Below are 14,993 nucleotides of genomic sequence, written 5' to 3' on the forward strand. Positions count from 1 at the left end.
CACACCGCCCTCGCGCAACAGTCGCCCGGGCGATCCGGATCAGGCCAGCCCGCTCACCGGTTCCGGGTTGACCTCGTCACGCCACCGCACGGCCTTCGCGACCTCGCTCAGGTCGTAATCCGGTCCGCTGGCCCCGATGGTGAAGGTGGTGACTCCCGCCTCGACGAAAGCGGGCGCCTTCTCCAGTCCCGGCCACTGCACCGAGCGCTCGATGCGCGCCTGGTCGGTGCCGACGGCGGCGCAGTGCTCGGCGAGCACCTTGTTCTTGTGCGCGAGCACGTCCAGGTCGGCGAAGGTGTGCCACATGTCGGCGTACTGCGCGACCAGCCGCAAGGTCTTCTTCTCGCCACCGCCGCCGATCAGGATCGGCAGGTCGCGAGTCGGGCGCGGATTGAGCTTCGGCAGCCGGGCGCTGATCCGGGCAAGCGTCTCCTTCAGCAACTCGAGCCTGCTGCCCGGGGTGCCGAATTCGTAGCCGTACTCGTCGTAGTCCTTCTCGAACCAGCCCGCGCCGATGCCGAGGATGAGCCGCCCGCCGCTGATGTGGTCGACGGTGCGCGCCATGTCGGCCAGCAGATCCGGATTGCGGTAGCCGCCGCCGGTGACCAGCGCGCCGATCTCCACCCGTTCGGTCTGTTCGGCGAACGCGCCCAGCATCGTCCAGCACTCGAAGTGCGCGCCGTCGGGATCGCCGGTGAGCGGGTAGAAGTGGTCCCAGTTGAACACGATGTCGACGCCCGCGTCCTCGCACCGCAACACCGCGTCACGGATGAGCCGGTACTCCGGCGCGTGCTGCGGTTGTAGCTGAACTCCGATACGAACTGGACGACTCATGGCATTACTCCTCGTCGCGCGGACCGCCCCCGCCCCGAGGCTACCGGCGCGGTGGGGTTCCCGCAGGTCGCCGCACGATGCTTCCGGCGCGTCCGGCGGGGGCTAGGTTGAGACCCGATGCCGAGCCCGGCGAAGGGAGGTGTCGCCAGTGGCCGACGGCGAGAACGAAGTGGTTCGCGCGGTCGTCTCGACGATGCTGCGCGGTCGCGATCAGCTGATCGCCGAGCTGTCGGCGGTGATGCGCGCGCAAGTCGCGGCGCTCGACCTGGATACCCGGCTGCGGGGCCTGTTCGAGGCGGGCACCACCGACAATCTGATGTCCGTCCTCGACTTCGTGCAGAACGACGCCGCCGAGCACGACGTGCACGCCCCGGCGCGGGCGCTGGTGTACGCGCGCACGCTCGCGCAGCGCGACGTCCCGCTGTCGGCGCTGATGCGGGCGTATCGGGTGGGACATGCCGGGTTCCTCGACATCGCGATGCGCTACGCGGCGGAACTGGGTGGCTCCGACAGCGCGGCGGCGATCATCCGGATCGTCCATCGCTCCGCGGTGTACATCGACCGGGTGTGCGAGCACGTCGGCATCGCCTACGAGCAGGAGCGCGACCGGTGGGTGGGCAGTCGCGGCGGCCTGCGTCAGGAATGGGTGGCGCGGGTGCTCGACGGCTCGGCCGACGACATCGGCCAGGCCGAGCAAGTGCTCGGCTATCCCTTGTCCGGCCGGCACGTCGCGGTGAACGCCTGGACCGAGCCGCAGCTGTCCGCACGGGCCGCGGTGGATGTCCTGGACGCCGTGCGCGCGGCGCTGGTTCCGCTGCTCGGCCACCCCCGCCGGGCGCTGCTGGTGCCGACCGACGAACGCGAAGTGCGGCTGTGGTTCTCGATCGCTCGGGACACGACCATCGATGCCGAGGCCATCGAGCGTGCCCTGTCGGCGCTGGCGTTGCCGGTGCGCGTTGCGGTGGGCGGGCGCGGCTCCGGCGTCACGGGATTCCGCCGCAGCCTGCGGCAAGCCGATCGAGTGCGCGAACTCGTGCTGCTGGCCGGTCCCGACGCGCCCCGCGCGGTGTCGCACGACCAGGTGGCGGCCGTCGCGCTGCTGGGCGGCGACATCGAGGAACTGCGCCAGTACGTGGCCGACTGCCTGGGTGAACTCGCGACCGGCAACCAGCGCAATCTCTGGCTGCGCGAAACCCTGCGCGTCTTCCTGGCGAACAACCGCAGCTACGCCGCGGCCGCGCAGGAGTTGGCCGTGCACCGCAACACCGTCCAGTACCGGGTGCGGCAGGCACTCGACCTGACCGGCCACGACTTCGACGATCACGATCGCACGCTGCACCTGCATCTGGCGTTGCAAGCCGCCCGCTGGTACGGGCCGGCGGTGCTGCAACCGTGCCCGGCGGCCTGAGCCGCGTCCTTCTGTGCGCTGGGCACGAAAGTTGTACGAAGATTCAGCGCCGGAGAATATGGCCCACCTCACATACCGGTTCGTACGATTCCTGCGAATGCGCAGCTCAAATGAGGAGAAATCGCTGTGTCAACGCTGGAAACCGTGCGCGGGCCGATCGATTCCGCCGAGCTCGGAGTGACACTTATGCACGAGCACGTCTTCGTGCTCACCGGGGACGTCCAGCAGAACTACCCGGCCGAATGGGGCTCCGAGGACGAACGCATCGCCGATGCCGTGCGACGGTTGCGGGTCGCCTACGACGCCGGGGTGCGGACGATCGTCGACCCGACGGTGGTCGGGCTGGGCCGCTACATCCCACGGATCCAGCGGATCGCCGAGCAGGTGCCGCTGAACCTGGTGGTCGCCACCGGCATCTACACCTACGGGGATGTCCCGTTCTTCTTCCACTACCGCGGCCCTGCGTTGAACGAGATCGTCGGCGCGCAGGTCCCCGACCCGATGGTCGACATGTTCGTCGGCGACATCCGCGACGGCATCGCGGGCACCGGAGTCAAGGCGGGCATGCTCAAGTGCGCGATCGACAAGCAAGGGCTGACCGCGGGCGTCGAACGGGTCATGCGCGCGGTCGCCAAGGCCCATCTCGAGACCGGCGTGCCGATCACGGTGCACACCCATCCGGAGTCGCGCGCCGGGCTCGACGTGAAGCGCGTGATGTGCGACGAGGAAGGCGTCGACCCGGGTCGCATCGTGCTCGGGCACAGCGGCGACACCACCGACTGCGATCACCTCGCCGAACTCGCCGACGCCGGCTTCGTGCTCGGCATGGACCGCTTCGGCATCAACCTCGACACCACCTTCGAAGCCCGCGCCGACACCCTGATCGAGATGGTCCGCCGCGGCTACACCGACCGGATGGTGCTGTCCCAGGACGCGAGCTGCTACATCGACTGGATCGAGCCCGCCGCCATGGCCGCCCTGCCGCAGTGGCACTACACCCACCTGTTCGACGACGTGTTCCCCTACGTGCTCGAACGCGGCGTCACCGAGGAGCAGATCGACACCATGCTCGTCGACGTCCCGCGCGCGTTCTTCGAGGCGCACACCCGCTGACGTGGCTCGTCGCCGGCCCGCCCGATAGGATCGCCGCACCCTTACTCGGATCGTCCGGCACGTTCCTGCCGGGATGGGATGTGAATTCGTCATGGCCACTGTGACCTTCGACAACGCGACGCGGCTCTACCCCGGTTCCGCCAAACCCGCGGTGGATCGGCTGAACCTGGAGATCGAGGACGGCGAGTTCCTCGTCCTGGTCGGTCCCTCCGGCTGCGGGAAATCGACCTCGTTGCGCATGCTCGCCGGGCTGGAGGAGGTCAACGGCGGACGCATCCTGATCGGCGAGAACGACGTCACCCACGCCGAGCCGAAGGAACGCGATATCGCCATGGTGTTCCAGAACTACGCGCTCTACCCGCACATGACCGTCGCGGAGAACATGGGCTTCGCGCTGAAGCTGGCCAAGGTGGCCAAGGCGGAGAAGGAGAAGCGGGTCCTGGAGGCGGCCAAGCTGCTGGACCTGGAGCCCTTCCTGGATCGCAAGCCGAAGGCGCTGTCCGGCGGCCAGCGTCAGCGGGTGGCGATGGGCCGCGCGATCGTGCGGCAGCCGCAGGTGTTCCTGATGGACGAGCCGCTGTCCAACCTGGACGCCAAGCTGCGCGTGCAGACCCGCACCCAGATCGCGCAGTTGCAGCGCAGGCTCGGCACCACCACGGTGTACGTCACCCACGACCAGGTCGAGGCGATGACCATGGGCGATCGGGTCGCCGTGCTGAAGGACGGCCTGTTGCAGCAGTGCGCCACTCCGCGCGACCTCTACCGCGAGCCGGCCAACGTGTTCGTCGCGGGGTTCATGGGTTCGCCTGCCATGAACCTGTTCACGCTTCCGGTCACCGATAGCCGGGTGGAGCTGGGCGGGCACGCGATCGCGCTGCCGCGCACGGTCGCGGACGAGGCGGGGAACACCGTGACGGTCGGTATCCGCCCGGAGCATTTCGAACTGGGTAATGGCTCCGGCATCGAGATGGAGGTCGACGTGGTGGAGGAACTCGGTTCCGACGCCTACATCTACGGCCGCACCGTCGCCGAAGGCGGGACCGACGGCGCCGGGGAAACCATCGTCTCGCGCGCGGATTGGCGCAATCCGCCTGCGAAGGGCGCCCGGCTGCGGCTGGCCACCGCGCCGGAGCACGTCTACTTCTTCGACACCGAAGGACGCAGGCTCAACTGAGCACGCCGCCGGGTGGGCCGCACGGCTTCGGCTCTCGGCTCGATCCAGCGCGAGGCGGTCCCGACGGCGGCTCGGCAGCTCAGGTGTGGTCGCGGCATCGCAGGTTGACGGCGCGCTCGGCACAGCGCCGCGAGCAGGCATCAGTCTGTCGCGTCCACCCGACGGCGCTCGCGCCGCTGCTGGGCGTACTCCTCGTTGAGCCGTACGCCCAGTTCCTCGAGTTCGATCTCGCGGCCGGACTCGCTGCGCACCTGCACCCGCACCGGGGCGCCGGTCGACTCCTCGACCAAGAGCAGTGGGGCAGGCCCCGGCTGCAAGTAGGCGTCGCCCCACTGCATGAGCGCCAGCACGGCGGGCAGTAGATCTCGTCCCATCCGGGTGAGCACGTATTCGTGCCTGGTGCGCTTGCCTTCCTCTTGGTACGGCCGTTTCGCCAGCAAGCCCGCCTCGGTGAGCTTGCGCAACTGGGCCGCGGCCGCCGCGTCGGTGATGCCGACCCGGCTGGCGAACCCGTCGAACCGCCGGGTCCCGTAGTACGCCTCGCGCAGGATGAGCACCGCCGAGCGCGTACCGACGATGTCCATCGCCTTGGCGATCGAGCATTCCTCGGCCTTCCACGCGCTGAGATCGGCCAACGGTCCTTCCATCACTGCTGCCATGACGAACATCATACCGGCGCTGACTTGTGTCGACTATTGCCAGGTGTAATCTGACTATGTGTTGATAGAGCCAGGCATGGCGGCCCGGCTCTCGGTCCGGAAGGAAGCACCATGAGGGACGCGGTGATCGTCGAAGCGGTACGCACGCCGATCGGCAAAGGCAAGCCGAACGGAGCACTGCACGACGTCAATGCGGTTGATCTGCTGGCCCACAGCCTGCGCGAGGTGGTGAACCGCAGCGGCATCGATCCCGCCCTCATCGATGACGTGATCGGCGGCGTCGTCACCCAGTTCGGCGAGCAGGGGGCGAATATGACACGGCGGGCCGCGCTGGCCGCCGGATATCCCGAATCGGTCCCGGCCACCACCGTCGACCGGCAGTGCGGCAGCAGCCAGCAGGCGATCCACTTCGCCGCGCAAGGCGTGATCGCGGGCGCCTACGACATCGTGGTCGCCGCGGGCGTGGAGTCGATGGGCCGGATTCCCATGGGCGCCAATCTGGTCGGATCGGACGACATCTCCGGCGTCGGCTTCGCCGAGCGCTACCCGGAAGGCCTGGTGTCGCAGGGCATCAGCGCGGAGCTGATCGCGGCGAAATGGGGACTCAGCCGTACCCAGCTGGACGAGTTCGCGCTCGCCAGCCACGAGAAGGCCGCGCTCGCCACCAAGAACGGCCTGTTCGCGCGGGAACTAGCGCCGATCAACGGACTCGCCACCGATGAGGGCATCCGGGTCGGTAGCACGCTGGAGACGCTGGGCGCACTCCGTCCCGCCTACTACGACCCGGCCATGGCCGCCCGCTTCCCGCAGATCGGCTGGGCGATCACGGCCGCGAGCGCGAGCCAGGTCAGCGACGGCAGCGCGGCGGTGCTCATCATGACCGGCGAGCGCGCGAAGGAACTCGGGCTGAAGCCGCTCGCCCGGCTGCACAGCTTCGCGGTGGCCGGCGACGACCCGCTGCTGATGCTCACCGCGGTGATCCCGGCGACCAGAAAAGTCTTGCAGCGGGCCGGTTTGCAGCTGTCGGACATCGACCTGATCGAGATCAACGAAGCGTTCTCGCCGGTGGTCCTGGCCTGGGCGCACGACACCGGTGCGGACCTGGCGAAGGTCAACGTCAACGGCGGCGCGATCGCGATCGGGCACCCCCTCGGCGCGTCCGGCGCACGCCTGATGACCACGCTGGTCCACGCCATGCAGGACCGCGGCGCCCGCTACGGCCTGCAAACCATGTGCGAGGCAGGCGGTCTGGCGAACGCCACCATCGTGGAGCGGCTGGGCTGATCCGCTTCTGTCCCATCCGAGTCCACGGCCGAATCTGCCGTTGGCGCAGAAGAAATGATCGGGCACACGCTGATGCTCGAACGCCGTCTACGGATTCCGCCCGGGCACAGTGGATACGTCGAGGAGTTCGGCCGGCCCGCCGCGAGGACGACCGCTCCTCCGGTGTGCCTGCCGTTCGAAGGCGTATCCCGCCCAGCGGTTCCGGTTGGTCCAGCCGACCAGGTCGTAGCGCCACCGGAACGGACGCACGCGTGCGACCGTGTCGAACAGCACGGCTGCCAGCGCGGCGTAGTCGTCGTGCGCGGACAGCAACGCCCGCTGTCCGCGCGGCGAGGCTTGCAAGAAGGACTCGAACATCGCGATCGACTGGTCGGTGGTGAGCCGGCCCAGACCCCACAGCCCGCGCATCCGCATCCAGTAGACCAGCCGAGCCTGCCATGGCCACAATTCGGCAACCGGATCGCGTTCATCGCACACCGCACTGACCGCGGTGTCCACCAGGGCCAGCGAGTCGGCCACGCTGTAACTGGTAGTCGGGTGCATCATGCCGCCGCGCGAGCCGAAAGGAATCACCGCGCCCGCCCCCTTCTTCGGTGGCGGCTGATCCAGCGGGTAGTGCGGGGCCTCGGACGGCTCCGCACCGGTCACCTGGACGCCATGCGCGGCGAGCCGATTCCGCAAACGCTTGCGCAGTTCGTGCTGGGGCATACCGCCACGAAGGCCGAGACTGGTCTCCTCGAAAATCACTGTGCCATCGCCCACCGGCACCGCGTACAGGAACGACGGCGGCTCGTCCGGGCCCGCACCATTGTCGCGGCGCCAATCCAGGAGCAATCCCTCGCCCTCGGCGAGCATCGGCGCCGCGGTTTCGGCGGACACGAAAATTCCGTGCGCGCTCACCGCACGGCGCTGTTCGACCCGATGAAGCCCGCGGGCGTCGACGACCACCGCCGCGCGAACGATCCTGCCGTCCGCGAGTTCCACCTCGTGCGCGTCCACTCGAGTCGCCCGGCCGGCCAGCACCGTAGCGTCGTCGAGCGGCAACGCATCCCGCAGTCCCTGGTTCGAGAGCACGCAGTAGGGCCGTTCGATGCGGTGCTCGGTGCCGGCCCACGCCGTCATGGCTTCGACACGTGCGGAGATCACGCTCGACGGCAACCACTGCGGCAATTCGTCGACCCAGCAGGCATAAGTAGGCGTCCACAAGCGCTCCGGCCGCGAATCGATCGCCGTGACATAGAGCCCTGCGCGCATCGCCCGATGCGCCAGCGCGCGACCCGTCGGACCGAGTCCCACCACACAAAGTTCTATTTCCAGACCCACCCGGTCAGTATGAAGAAGATCGACCGGCACCCTCCGCTCGAAAACTGCCCACACCTGGGCAGATCGAACTCGGAGCAGCGGCAGATCAATACGAGACCAGCACGACCGCGATCAGGAAGCCGACCAGCCAGGATTCGAGGATCAGTGGGACCGCGATCAGCGGAGTCCAAGCGATCGGCCTCCGGTCGCGCACCTTCTCCAGGGCCGAGACGACCGCTGCGAGCACCGACGCCACGATGCCCGCCCAGGCGATGACCTGCGCCCACGGCAGGTACCCGACGCCTCGGCCCTCGTGTCCGTCGCGCAGGAGCACTTCGTAGAGCGGGACGAAAGCGGCCATCACCCAGCCGAATCCGAGGACGATCACCGACCCCAGCGCCACGCGCAAGGCATCGGCCGTTCGTCGCCGGATGTGCCACGCCATTGCTTCAGCATGACCGGTCAACGGCCGCAGGGCATCTCATGCGCCTATGTAGACCTGGGAAGCCAGCGCGACGCCGCCGGCGAACGACAGGACGATGAGCGCCATCGCCAGCACCGGCCAGTACCACATGTACCAACGCTTGATCGCGGCCAGAACAAGGATCGCGGTAACCCCGACGATCGCGGTCGCCGTCCCGCCCCACGACACCGCGAACGCCCAGCCGAGGTATTCGGTGCGGCAGTTGTCCTGACCGCACGGATCTGAGGCGAAGGCGAAGAAGACGGTGAAATAGGCGGCGGCCGCACCCAGAACTACGGCAACGGAGTACAGCACGACGGCGAGTACGACATCCCAGGTCCGCACCGGCCGCTGCCCAACGGGCGGCGTGCCGTACGGCCAAGGCTGCGGGGTGCCGGTGTGGACCATGACGCCAACGATCCCGTCTCGCGCGCCGGGCCGACTCGGGGAAACTACTCGAGTCCGCATGCGCAATCCCGCGATCGGCCGCCGCAGCCGCATAAGCTGATCGGCGATGAGCGACTCCGCAGCGCAGAACGTCGTCTACGCCATTCCGATGCGCACCCGCTTCCGTGGCATCACGGTGCGCGAGGGCATGCTGATCCACGGGCCGCTCGGCTGGGGCGAGTTCTGTCCGTTTCCCGAATACGACGACCGGGAGGCCGCCGCGTGGCTGGCCACCGCCGTGGAGCAGGTGACCACCGGCTGGCCCGAACCGGTGCGGGACCGCATTCCGATCAATTGCACCGTGCCCGCGGTCGACCCGCAGCAGGCACACGCGATCGTGGCCCGCTCCGGCTGCCGCACCGCCAAGGTGAAAGTCGCCGACCACCCGGAATCGCTCGCCGAGGATCTGGCCAGGGTGGAAGCGGTCCGCGACGCGCTCGGCCCCAACGGCGCGATCCGTGTCGACGCCAACGCGGTCTGGGATATCGACACCGCGGTGCGCCACATCGAGCTGATCGATAAGGCCGCGGGCGGGCTGGAGTACGTGGAACAGCCCTGCCGCACCATCGAGGAACTCGCCGCGGTGCGCCGCCGCGTGGACGTGCGCATCGCCGCCGACGAATCCATCCGCCGCGCCGAGGACCCGATGCGGGTCGCGGTCGCCGGGGCCGCCGACATCGCCGTCCTCAAATGCACGCCGCTCGGCGGAGTCCGCCGCGCCTTGCAGGTGGCCGAGGCAGCCGGGCTGCCCTGCGTGGTCTCCTCCGCCTTGGAGACCAGCGTCGGCCTAGCCGCACAGCTGGCGCTGGCCGGCGCGCTGCCCGAACTCGACTTCGCCTGCGGCCTGGGCACGCTGAGCCTGCTCACCGGGGACGTGACGCGCGGATCCCTGCGTGCGGTCGACGGCTACCTCCCGGTTCTGCGCACCCCACCCGAGCCGGAACCGGAACTACTGGAAAGCCATCGGCAGCCGGATGCCGATCGCACCGCGTGGTGGCAGGATCGATTCGCGCGGGTCGCTGCCCTGGTCTCGCCCGCGCAATAGCGTGAGAACCGTTGCGTTCCGCGACCGAGTGGGCACCCGACAGCCCACACCATGCGCAATGTCCTCACGACCGCAGGCGGGTGAGCGCCGTTCCCAGTGATCCGTACACGCTGTTGCGGCACTCGGGCGCCCGGAATTTGCTCCTGTCAGCACTTCTACCCAGCACGATGAGCGTCGTGGATCCGATCGCGCACCGCGGCGGACACCATCGCCGCACGCAGAGCGCGACGGCACCCAGCCGACGGCACTTCGCTCGCTGTTCGCACGGTGAGCGGCGGGCTCACCCGATCCGCACGCCGCAACCCAGCATGGTGGTACGCAGTAGCAGCGCCGCTTCCGGGCCCACGACGCCGTCGACCAGTTCCACGTAGCGGTCGCAGAATTCCGGGCCGTGCGCGGCCACCGACCCGTGGTCGGATTCCAGGTGATGCGCCAGTTCGTGCAGGATCACCAGTTCCCGCAGCGCCCACGCGGTGCCGCCGGTGTGCAGCGGAACCGCCAGAACGTTCCCGGCCGCCTCGTAGTGCGCGGCCGTTGTTCCGGCGCGAGAACGGACGCGCACCGCCACGGCGGCCCGCTCCCAGCGCGCCCGCACCCAATTGAGCGCCAGCACCTTGTCCGTATAACTCTGTACGGATTCCACCGAGGCGAAGCGGCGCTCGATCGGCAACGTGAGCTGCGAACCATAGAGTTCGACGGTGCGCACACCGTGCTCGTCCGCGCGATCGAACACTCCCCGTACCAACTGCTCGGCGTCGTAGACCTTGGCACGCTGGTTGTCACGGACGGTCATCGCCGCGCGGCCGATCCCACGGGCGGCATCGGCCGGTCGCCGAGTTGCGCAGACCGAAGCGCGGCAGCCGCTCGCCCGGTTCGGCCCGTGACGTCCACGCCGGTCAACCGCCCTCGGAAGAGTTCAACTTCTTACGCGCGGCGGGCAGTTCGGGCGAGTTACCGATCCGTGCGGCCCGCCCCGCCCGGTCCCCCGCCGCCCGCGCCGCCGCCGAATGTCCCGCCGACTCCTGCGGCCCGCGCCAGGTGCCGCGCGCCTCCGACGTCTTCGCGTAGAAGTCTGTGAGCTCGATCTCCTTGTTCCGCAGGGCCAGCGCCGTCCCGGACACCTCGGCGTCGCGCGGCAACACTTCGGCTTCCACCTCGGCCTTGACCTCCGACAGCCGCCGCCCGATCCGCGCGGCGAACGCCATCTGGAAATTCAGCCGCGCCGTCACACCGGCGACCGGCGCCTGCACCCGGCGCCGCACCTGGCGACCCCACCGCTTCTCCACCACGATCTTCTCGACTGTGGCCGATCGGTAGGCCCCCGACTTGATGTACTGGTCGGACGCGCGCACCATCTGCACGAGCAGGCTGGCGTAGAGCGCCTCGCAGGTGTCGATGTCGGAGTCGAACCCGTAGGCGTAGACCTGCGTCGAAGTCCGGGCGACGTCACAGCGCACGTCGTTCGCGGCCGCGATCGCGACGAACAGCTGGACATAGGTGCGCAACCCGCGTTTGCCGGGCTCGCCGATCGGAATGATCCGCTGCACCGGTGTGGGCCTGCGCTCGCGTCCCGCGATGTGCGCCCGCGCCACGGCGAGGTCGATGGACGACTTCGTGGCCAGCCGCTGAGCAGCGGCGAGAAACGCCTCGGCCTCGTGTTCGTTGTCCGTGCACTCGGCCTTGCGCAACAGCCCACCGATGCGCGTGAGCATCCGATCGGGAACCGCGTTGGGCGAAGACATCGCGCCCCAGCCTAGTGGGCGAGTTCCGCCACTGTCCCGCACGCCGGATCGGCACCATGTATCTTGCCTTGTGCACCGGCAGGGTGTGCTGCCGCTCACGAACGATCCTGGAGTGTTTGCGATGGCTGTGAAGAAGGTGACGTCCCTACGTTCGTTGCTCGTACCGCGGGCCGCGGTGGCCCTCGCGTCGGTCGGGCTGCTGACCGCGACGTTCACCAGCGCCTGCTCCAGCGACAGCAGCGGGAGCCCGATCAGCCAGAATCTCACCGGTCGCGGCCCGATCACCTACGTCGAGGGCAAGGACACCACCGAGACCGGCGCGGTGAAGCAGCTGATCGAGCGCTGGAACGCCGCGCACCCGGACGAGCAGGTGACGTTCAAGGAGCAGTCGAACGACGCCTCGCAGCAGTACGACGACCTGGTCGAGCACATGCGTTCCAAGCAGTCCAACTACGACGTGGTCGCCTTGGACGTGCCGTGGACCGCCGAGTTCGCCGCCAAGGGCTGGATCCAGCCGCTGAAGGATTCCTTCGCCATCGACACCAGCGCGCTGCTGTCCCCGCCGGTCGCCAGCGCCACCTACAACAACACGCTGTACGCCGCGCCGCGCAACACCAACGGCGGCCTGCTGTTCTACCGCAAGGATTTGGTGCCGAACCCGCCCAAGACCTGGAACGAGCTGCTGGCCCAGTGCCCCATCGCGCGCCAGCAGAACATCGGTTGCTACGCGGGTCAGTTCGCGCCCTACGAGGGTCTGACCGTGAACGCGGCCGAGGTGATCAACGCCTACGGCGGCAGCTTCGTCGGCGCCGACGGCAAGACCCCCACGGTGAACAGCCCGCAGTCCCGCGCCGGACTGAAGGTCCTGGTCGACGCCTACAACAACGGCGACATCCCCAAAGAGGCCATCACCTTCAAGGAGCCCGAGTCCAGCAACGCCTTCGCGACGGGCAAGCTGATGTTCCTGCGCTCGTGGCCGTCCACCTTCGGTGACGTCGGCGGCGAGGCCTCCGCCGTGAAGGACAAGTTCGCGGTCGCCCCCCTGCCGGGGGAGAACGGCGTCGGCGCCTCCACCCTCGGCGGCTACAACGCGGCGATCAGCGCGTACTCCAAGAACAAGGCGACCGCGCTGGACTTCCTGCGCTTCCTGATCAGCGAGGACGCGCAGCACATCGTCGCCGCGGGCGCGCTGCCCTCGGTGCGCGCGTCCATGTACGACGACCCGGCGCTGATCGCGAAGATGCCGTACCTGCCCGCGCTCAAGGACTCCATCGCCAGCGCCGTGCCGCGCCCGGTGACGCCGTTCTACCCCGCCGTGAGCAAGGCCATCCAGGACAACGCCTATGCTGCGTTGAACGGAACCAAGTCCGTCGACGACGCGATCACCGGTATGCAAAAGGGCATCGAAACCGCTGGATCGTGAGCGGTTGAACGCAACGGACCCGACGAACCCGCAGGAGAGAAACGGTGTCGGATCCTTCGGGAACGGCGACTAGCGTGCCGAAAGACGAATTCGTTCCGGCCAGGCGCGGCTTCGCCGCCAGGCTGGCCTCGGAGCTGCGTCGCTCCGGGAAAGCCTGGCTGTTCGTCACCCCCGTCCTGATCGCGCTCGCGGTCGTCATCGGTTATCCCGTGTTCCGGGCGCTGTGGATGTCCTTCCAGAAGGACTCGGGACTCGACCCGGCGACCGGCATGTTCGTCGAAGGCGGCAACGCCGGGTTCGACAATTACACGCACTGGCTGCTGCAACAGTGCCAGATCGCGACCGGCGAGACGGTGCCGTGCCCGACCGGCAATCTCGGCTCGCAATTCTGGCTGGCCATCGGGGTCACGCTGTTCTTCACGGTCGTCACCGTCGCGCTGGAGGCCACGCTCGGCCTCGGCATGGCCATGGTGATGGGCAAGACCTTCCGTGGCCGGGCGCTGCTGCGCGCGGCCGTGCTGATCCCGTGGGCGATCCCGACCGCCGTCACCGCGCGGTTGTGGGAATTCATGTTCCAGTACGACGGCGTGGTGAACCGCGTGCTCGGCACGCACATCCTGTGGACTTCGGACCCGTGGCCCGCCCGGATCGCGGTGATCGCGGCCGACGTCTGGAAGACCACGCCGTTCATGGCGCTGCTGCTGCTGGCAGGCCTGCAAGTCATTCCGGCCGACGTCTACGAGGCGGCTCGCGTCGACGGCGCGTCGGCCTGGCAGCGGTTCACCCAGATCACGCTGCCGCTGCTGAAGCCGGCCCTGCTGGTCGCGGTGCTGTTCCGGACCATGGACGCGCTGCGGATGTACGACCTGCCCGCGATCATGACGCTGGGCAACCCCGCCACCCGCACGGTGTCCATCCTGGTGGTCGATCAGGTCCGGCAAGGCCCCAACAGCGCGGCCGCGTTGTCCACGATCACCTTCCTTTTGATCTTCGCCGTGGCGTTCGTGCTGGTGAAGATCCTGGGCGCCAACGCGGTTCGTACCCAGGAAGAACAGCGGGAGGCGCACTGATGTCCGTGCAGACGGCGGAGCAGGCCGTGACGAGCGAATCCGCCGCGGCGCCGGTGCCGTGGACCAAACGCATCGGCTCGGTACGGCTGTACCTGGGCGCGCTGATCGTGCTGGTGTGGGGGCTCGCGCCGTTCTACTGGATGGCGGTCACCGCGTTCCGCGATCCCGACTACACCTTCGACAACACTCCGTGGCCGACCCACGTGACGCTGGAGAACTTCCGCAACGCGTTCGACACCAGCCGCGGCAACGACTTCGGCAAGGCGCTGGTCAACAGCCTCGTCATCGGCTCCATCACGACGGTGATCGCGCTCGGGATCGGCGTGCTGGCCGCGTACGCGCTGGCCCGGCTCACCTTCCACGGCAAGTACGTGGTGTCCGGACTGATTCTCAGCGCCTCGATGTTCCCGGTGGTCGTCCTGGTGACCCCGCTGTTCCAGCTCTTCACCAACCTCGGCTGGATCGGCGAATACCAGGCGATGATCATTCCGAACATCTCGTTCGTGCTGCCGATGACGGTCTACATCCTCGCGTCCTTCTTCGCCGAACTGCCGTGGGAACTCGAAGAAGCCGCGCGGATCGACGGCGCCACCAAACTGCAGGCCTTCCGCTTGGTGATGCTGCCCCTGGCCGCTCCCGCCGTGTTCACCACCGCGATCCTCGCGTTCATCGCGGCGGTCAACGAATACCTGCTCGCCCGTTTGCTTTCCAGCGACAAGACCGAGCCGGTCACCGTCGCCATCGCCCGCTTCTCCGGCAACAACCCGCTGGTGCAGCCGTACGCGGCGATCATGGCGGCAGGCACGATCGTCACCATCCCGCTGGTCGTCATGGTCCTGATCTTCCAGCGCCGGATCATCTCCGGCCTCACCGCGGGCGGCGTGAAGAGCTGAGTCTTTTGCCAGCGCCTGCGGCGCTGGGTGTTCGCGGCCCCCGGGTTGGGGGGGGTTGGGTGGGGCCCCCCCGGGGCGGGCGGGGGCGGGCGCGGGGGCCGCGCGCCCGACACCCGCCCCCACCCCCCCCCCACCA

15 protein-coding genes are annotated in these 14,993 nt (G+C 68.6%); 8 read left to right on the forward strand and 7 right to left on the reverse strand.

The genetic code is table 11. The features are described 5' to 3' along the window. Positions 1 to 39: 39 nt before the first annotated feature. Entirely contained in the window at positions 40 to 834 is a 795-nt protein-coding gene (locus tag ACFV2O_RS01735; RefSeq protein WP_355071212.1) for an LLM class F420-dependent oxidoreductase, read from the reverse strand. Between the two features lie 148 nt (positions 835 to 982). On the opposite strand from ACFV2O_RS01735, the gene ACFV2O_RS01740 reads away from it, so the two are divergent. The 3 genes from ACFV2O_RS01740 to ACFV2O_RS01750 all read left to right on the forward strand — a co-directional run bounded on the left by ACFV2O_RS01740 (position 983) and on the right by ACFV2O_RS01750 (position 4,529). Beyond that, positions 983 to 2,242: a PucR family transcriptional regulator gene (locus tag ACFV2O_RS01740; protein ID WP_379249434.1), complete on the forward strand. Its 1,260-nt coding sequence runs from the start codon at positions 983 to 985 to the stop codon at positions 2,240 to 2,242. A 126-nt stretch (positions 2,243 to 2,368) separates the two neighbouring features. Continuing rightward, the gene (locus ACFV2O_RS01745) at positions 2,369 to 3,355 is read left to right on the forward strand and encodes a phosphotriesterase (RefSeq protein WP_379249435.1); all 987 of its coding nucleotides are present in this window, start codon (positions 2,369 to 2,371) and stop codon (positions 3,353 to 3,355) included. A 91-nt stretch (positions 3,356 to 3,446) separates the two neighbouring features. After that, positions 3,447 to 4,529, forward strand: coding sequence for an ABC transporter ATP-binding protein (locus ACFV2O_RS01750; protein WP_379249437.1), 1,083 nt, complete (start codon positions 3,447 to 3,449; stop codon positions 4,527 to 4,529). Positions 4,530 to 4,669: 140 nt separating this feature from the next. Here the strand turns inward: ACFV2O_RS01750 and ACFV2O_RS01755 are convergent, their stop codons facing one another. Then, positions 4,670 to 5,200: a winged helix-turn-helix transcriptional regulator gene (locus ACFV2O_RS01755; RefSeq protein WP_379249439.1), complete on the reverse strand. Its 531-nt coding sequence runs from the start codon at positions 5,198 to 5,200 to the stop codon at positions 4,670 to 4,672. Between the two features lie 99 nt (positions 5,201 to 5,299). Here ACFV2O_RS01755 and ACFV2O_RS01760 point away from each other — a divergent pair, with 99 nt between their 5' ends. Then, positions 5,300 to 6,472, forward strand: a complete 1,173-nt coding sequence (locus ACFV2O_RS01760; RefSeq protein ID WP_379249441.1) for a thiolase family protein — start codon at positions 5,300 to 5,302, stop codon at positions 6,470 to 6,472. 87 nt (positions 6,473 to 6,559) lie between these two features. Here the strand turns inward: ACFV2O_RS01760 and ACFV2O_RS01765 are convergent, their stop codons facing one another. The 3 genes from ACFV2O_RS01765 to ACFV2O_RS01775 form a co-directional block, all read right to left on the reverse strand. Then, entirely contained in the window at positions 6,560 to 7,795 is a 1,236-nt protein-coding gene (locus ACFV2O_RS01765; RefSeq protein WP_379249443.1) for a lycopene cyclase family protein, read from the reverse strand. Between the two features lie 85 nt (positions 7,796 to 7,880). Then, a complete protein-coding gene (locus ACFV2O_RS01770) occupies positions 7,881 to 8,219 on the reverse strand; it encodes a hypothetical protein (RefSeq protein ID WP_355071203.1) in 339 nt (112 codons plus the stop codon). A gap of 36 nt (positions 8,220 to 8,255) precedes the next feature. Continuing rightward, positions 8,256 to 8,645 carry a hypothetical protein gene (locus ACFV2O_RS01775; RefSeq protein ID WP_379249445.1) on the reverse strand — a complete coding sequence of 130 codons (390 nt, stop codon included), beginning with the start codon at positions 8,643 to 8,645 and terminating at the stop codon, positions 8,256 to 8,258. 106 nt (positions 8,646 to 8,751) lie between these two features. Here ACFV2O_RS01775 and ACFV2O_RS01780 point away from each other — a divergent pair, with 106 nt between their 5' ends. Continuing rightward, positions 8,752 to 9,729 (forward strand): o-succinylbenzoate synthase, encoded by a 978-nt coding sequence (locus tag ACFV2O_RS01780; protein ID WP_379249447.1) that lies wholly within the window; start codon positions 8,752 to 8,754, stop codon positions 9,727 to 9,729. 280 nt (positions 9,730 to 10,009) lie between these two features. Here ACFV2O_RS01780 and ACFV2O_RS01785 read toward each other — a convergent pair whose 3' ends face one another. Together ACFV2O_RS01785 and ACFV2O_RS01790 are read right to left on the reverse strand one after the other, a co-directional pair. Further along, positions 10,010 to 10,522 (reverse strand): TIGR04338 family metallohydrolase, encoded by a 513-nt coding sequence (locus tag ACFV2O_RS01785; protein ID WP_379249449.1) that lies wholly within the window; start codon positions 10,520 to 10,522, stop codon positions 10,010 to 10,012. A 103-nt stretch (positions 10,523 to 10,625) separates the two neighbouring features. Next, positions 10,626 to 11,471 carry a DUF2786 domain-containing protein gene (locus ACFV2O_RS01790; protein WP_355071196.1) on the reverse strand — a complete coding sequence of 282 codons (846 nt, stop codon included), beginning with the start codon at positions 11,469 to 11,471 and terminating at the stop codon, positions 10,626 to 10,628. A 121-nt stretch (positions 11,472 to 11,592) separates the two neighbouring features. Between ACFV2O_RS01790 and ACFV2O_RS01795 the strand changes: the two genes are divergently transcribed. Genes ACFV2O_RS01795 through ACFV2O_RS01805 form a run of 3 tightly spaced genes read left to right on the forward strand, consistent with a single transcriptional unit; the run spans position 11,593 to position 14,857 of the window. Further along, positions 11,593 to 12,894: an ABC transporter substrate-binding protein gene (locus ACFV2O_RS01795; RefSeq protein ID WP_379249451.1), complete on the forward strand. Its 1,302-nt coding sequence runs from the start codon at positions 11,593 to 11,595 to the stop codon at positions 12,892 to 12,894. Between the two features lie 44 nt (positions 12,895 to 12,938). Beyond that, a complete protein-coding gene (locus ACFV2O_RS01800) occupies positions 12,939 to 13,964 on the forward strand; it encodes a carbohydrate ABC transporter permease (protein WP_379249453.1) in 1,026 nt (341 codons plus the stop codon). Then, on the forward strand, positions 13,964 to 14,857 hold the full coding sequence (locus tag ACFV2O_RS01805; protein ID WP_355071192.1) for a carbohydrate ABC transporter permease: 894 nt from the start codon (positions 13,964 to 13,966) through the stop codon (positions 14,855 to 14,857). Before ACFV2O_RS01800 ends, ACFV2O_RS01805 begins: the two co-directional genes overlap by 1 nt. Positions 14,858 to 14,993 lie beyond the last annotated feature (136 nt).

The organism is Nocardia sp. NPDC059691, assembly GCF_042733915.1.
Taxonomy (GTDB): Bacteria; Actinomycetota; Actinomycetes; order Mycobacteriales; family Mycobacteriaceae; genus Nocardia; species Nocardia sichangensis.

Bases quoted from the DNA above. Each gene is read 5' to 3' on its own strand.
- ACFV2O_RS01735 (WP_355071212.1), bottom strand. From the start codon at position 834: ATGAGTCGTCCAGTTCGTATCGGAGTTCAGCTACAACCGCAGCACGCG.
- ACFV2O_RS01750 (WP_379249437.1), top strand. From the start codon at position 3,447: ATGGCCACTGTGACCTTCGACAACGCGACGCGGCTCTACCCCGGTTCC.
- ACFV2O_RS01755 (WP_379249439.1), bottom strand. From the start codon at position 5,200: ATGATGTTCGTCATGGCAGCAGTGATGGAAGGACCGTTGGCCGATCTC.
- ACFV2O_RS01760 (WP_379249441.1), top strand. From the start codon at position 5,300: ATGAGGGACGCGGTGATCGTCGAAGCGGTACGCACGCCGATCGGCAAA.
- ACFV2O_RS01770 (WP_355071203.1), bottom strand. From the start codon at position 8,219: ATGGCGTGGCACATCCGGCGACGAACGGCCGATGCCTTGCGCGTGGCG.
- ACFV2O_RS01775 (WP_379249445.1), bottom strand. From the start codon at position 8,645: ATGGTCCACACCGGCACCCCGCAGCCTTGGCCGTACGGCACGCCGCCC.
- ACFV2O_RS01780 (WP_379249447.1), top strand. From the start codon at position 8,752: ATGAGCGACTCCGCAGCGCAGAACGTCGTCTACGCCATTCCGATGCGC.
- ACFV2O_RS01785 (WP_379249449.1), bottom strand. From the start codon at position 10,522: ATGACCGTCCGTGACAACCAGCGTGCCAAGGTCTACGACGCCGAGCAG.
- ACFV2O_RS01790 (WP_355071196.1), bottom strand. From the start codon at position 11,471: ATGTCTTCGCCCAACGCGGTTCCCGATCGGATGCTCACGCGCATCGGT.
- ACFV2O_RS01795 (WP_379249451.1), top strand. From the start codon at position 11,593: ATGGCTGTGAAGAAGGTGACGTCCCTACGTTCGTTGCTCGTACCGCGG.
- ACFV2O_RS01805 (WP_355071192.1), top strand. From the start codon at position 13,964: ATGTCCGTGCAGACGGCGGAGCAGGCCGTGACGAGCGAATCCGCCGCG.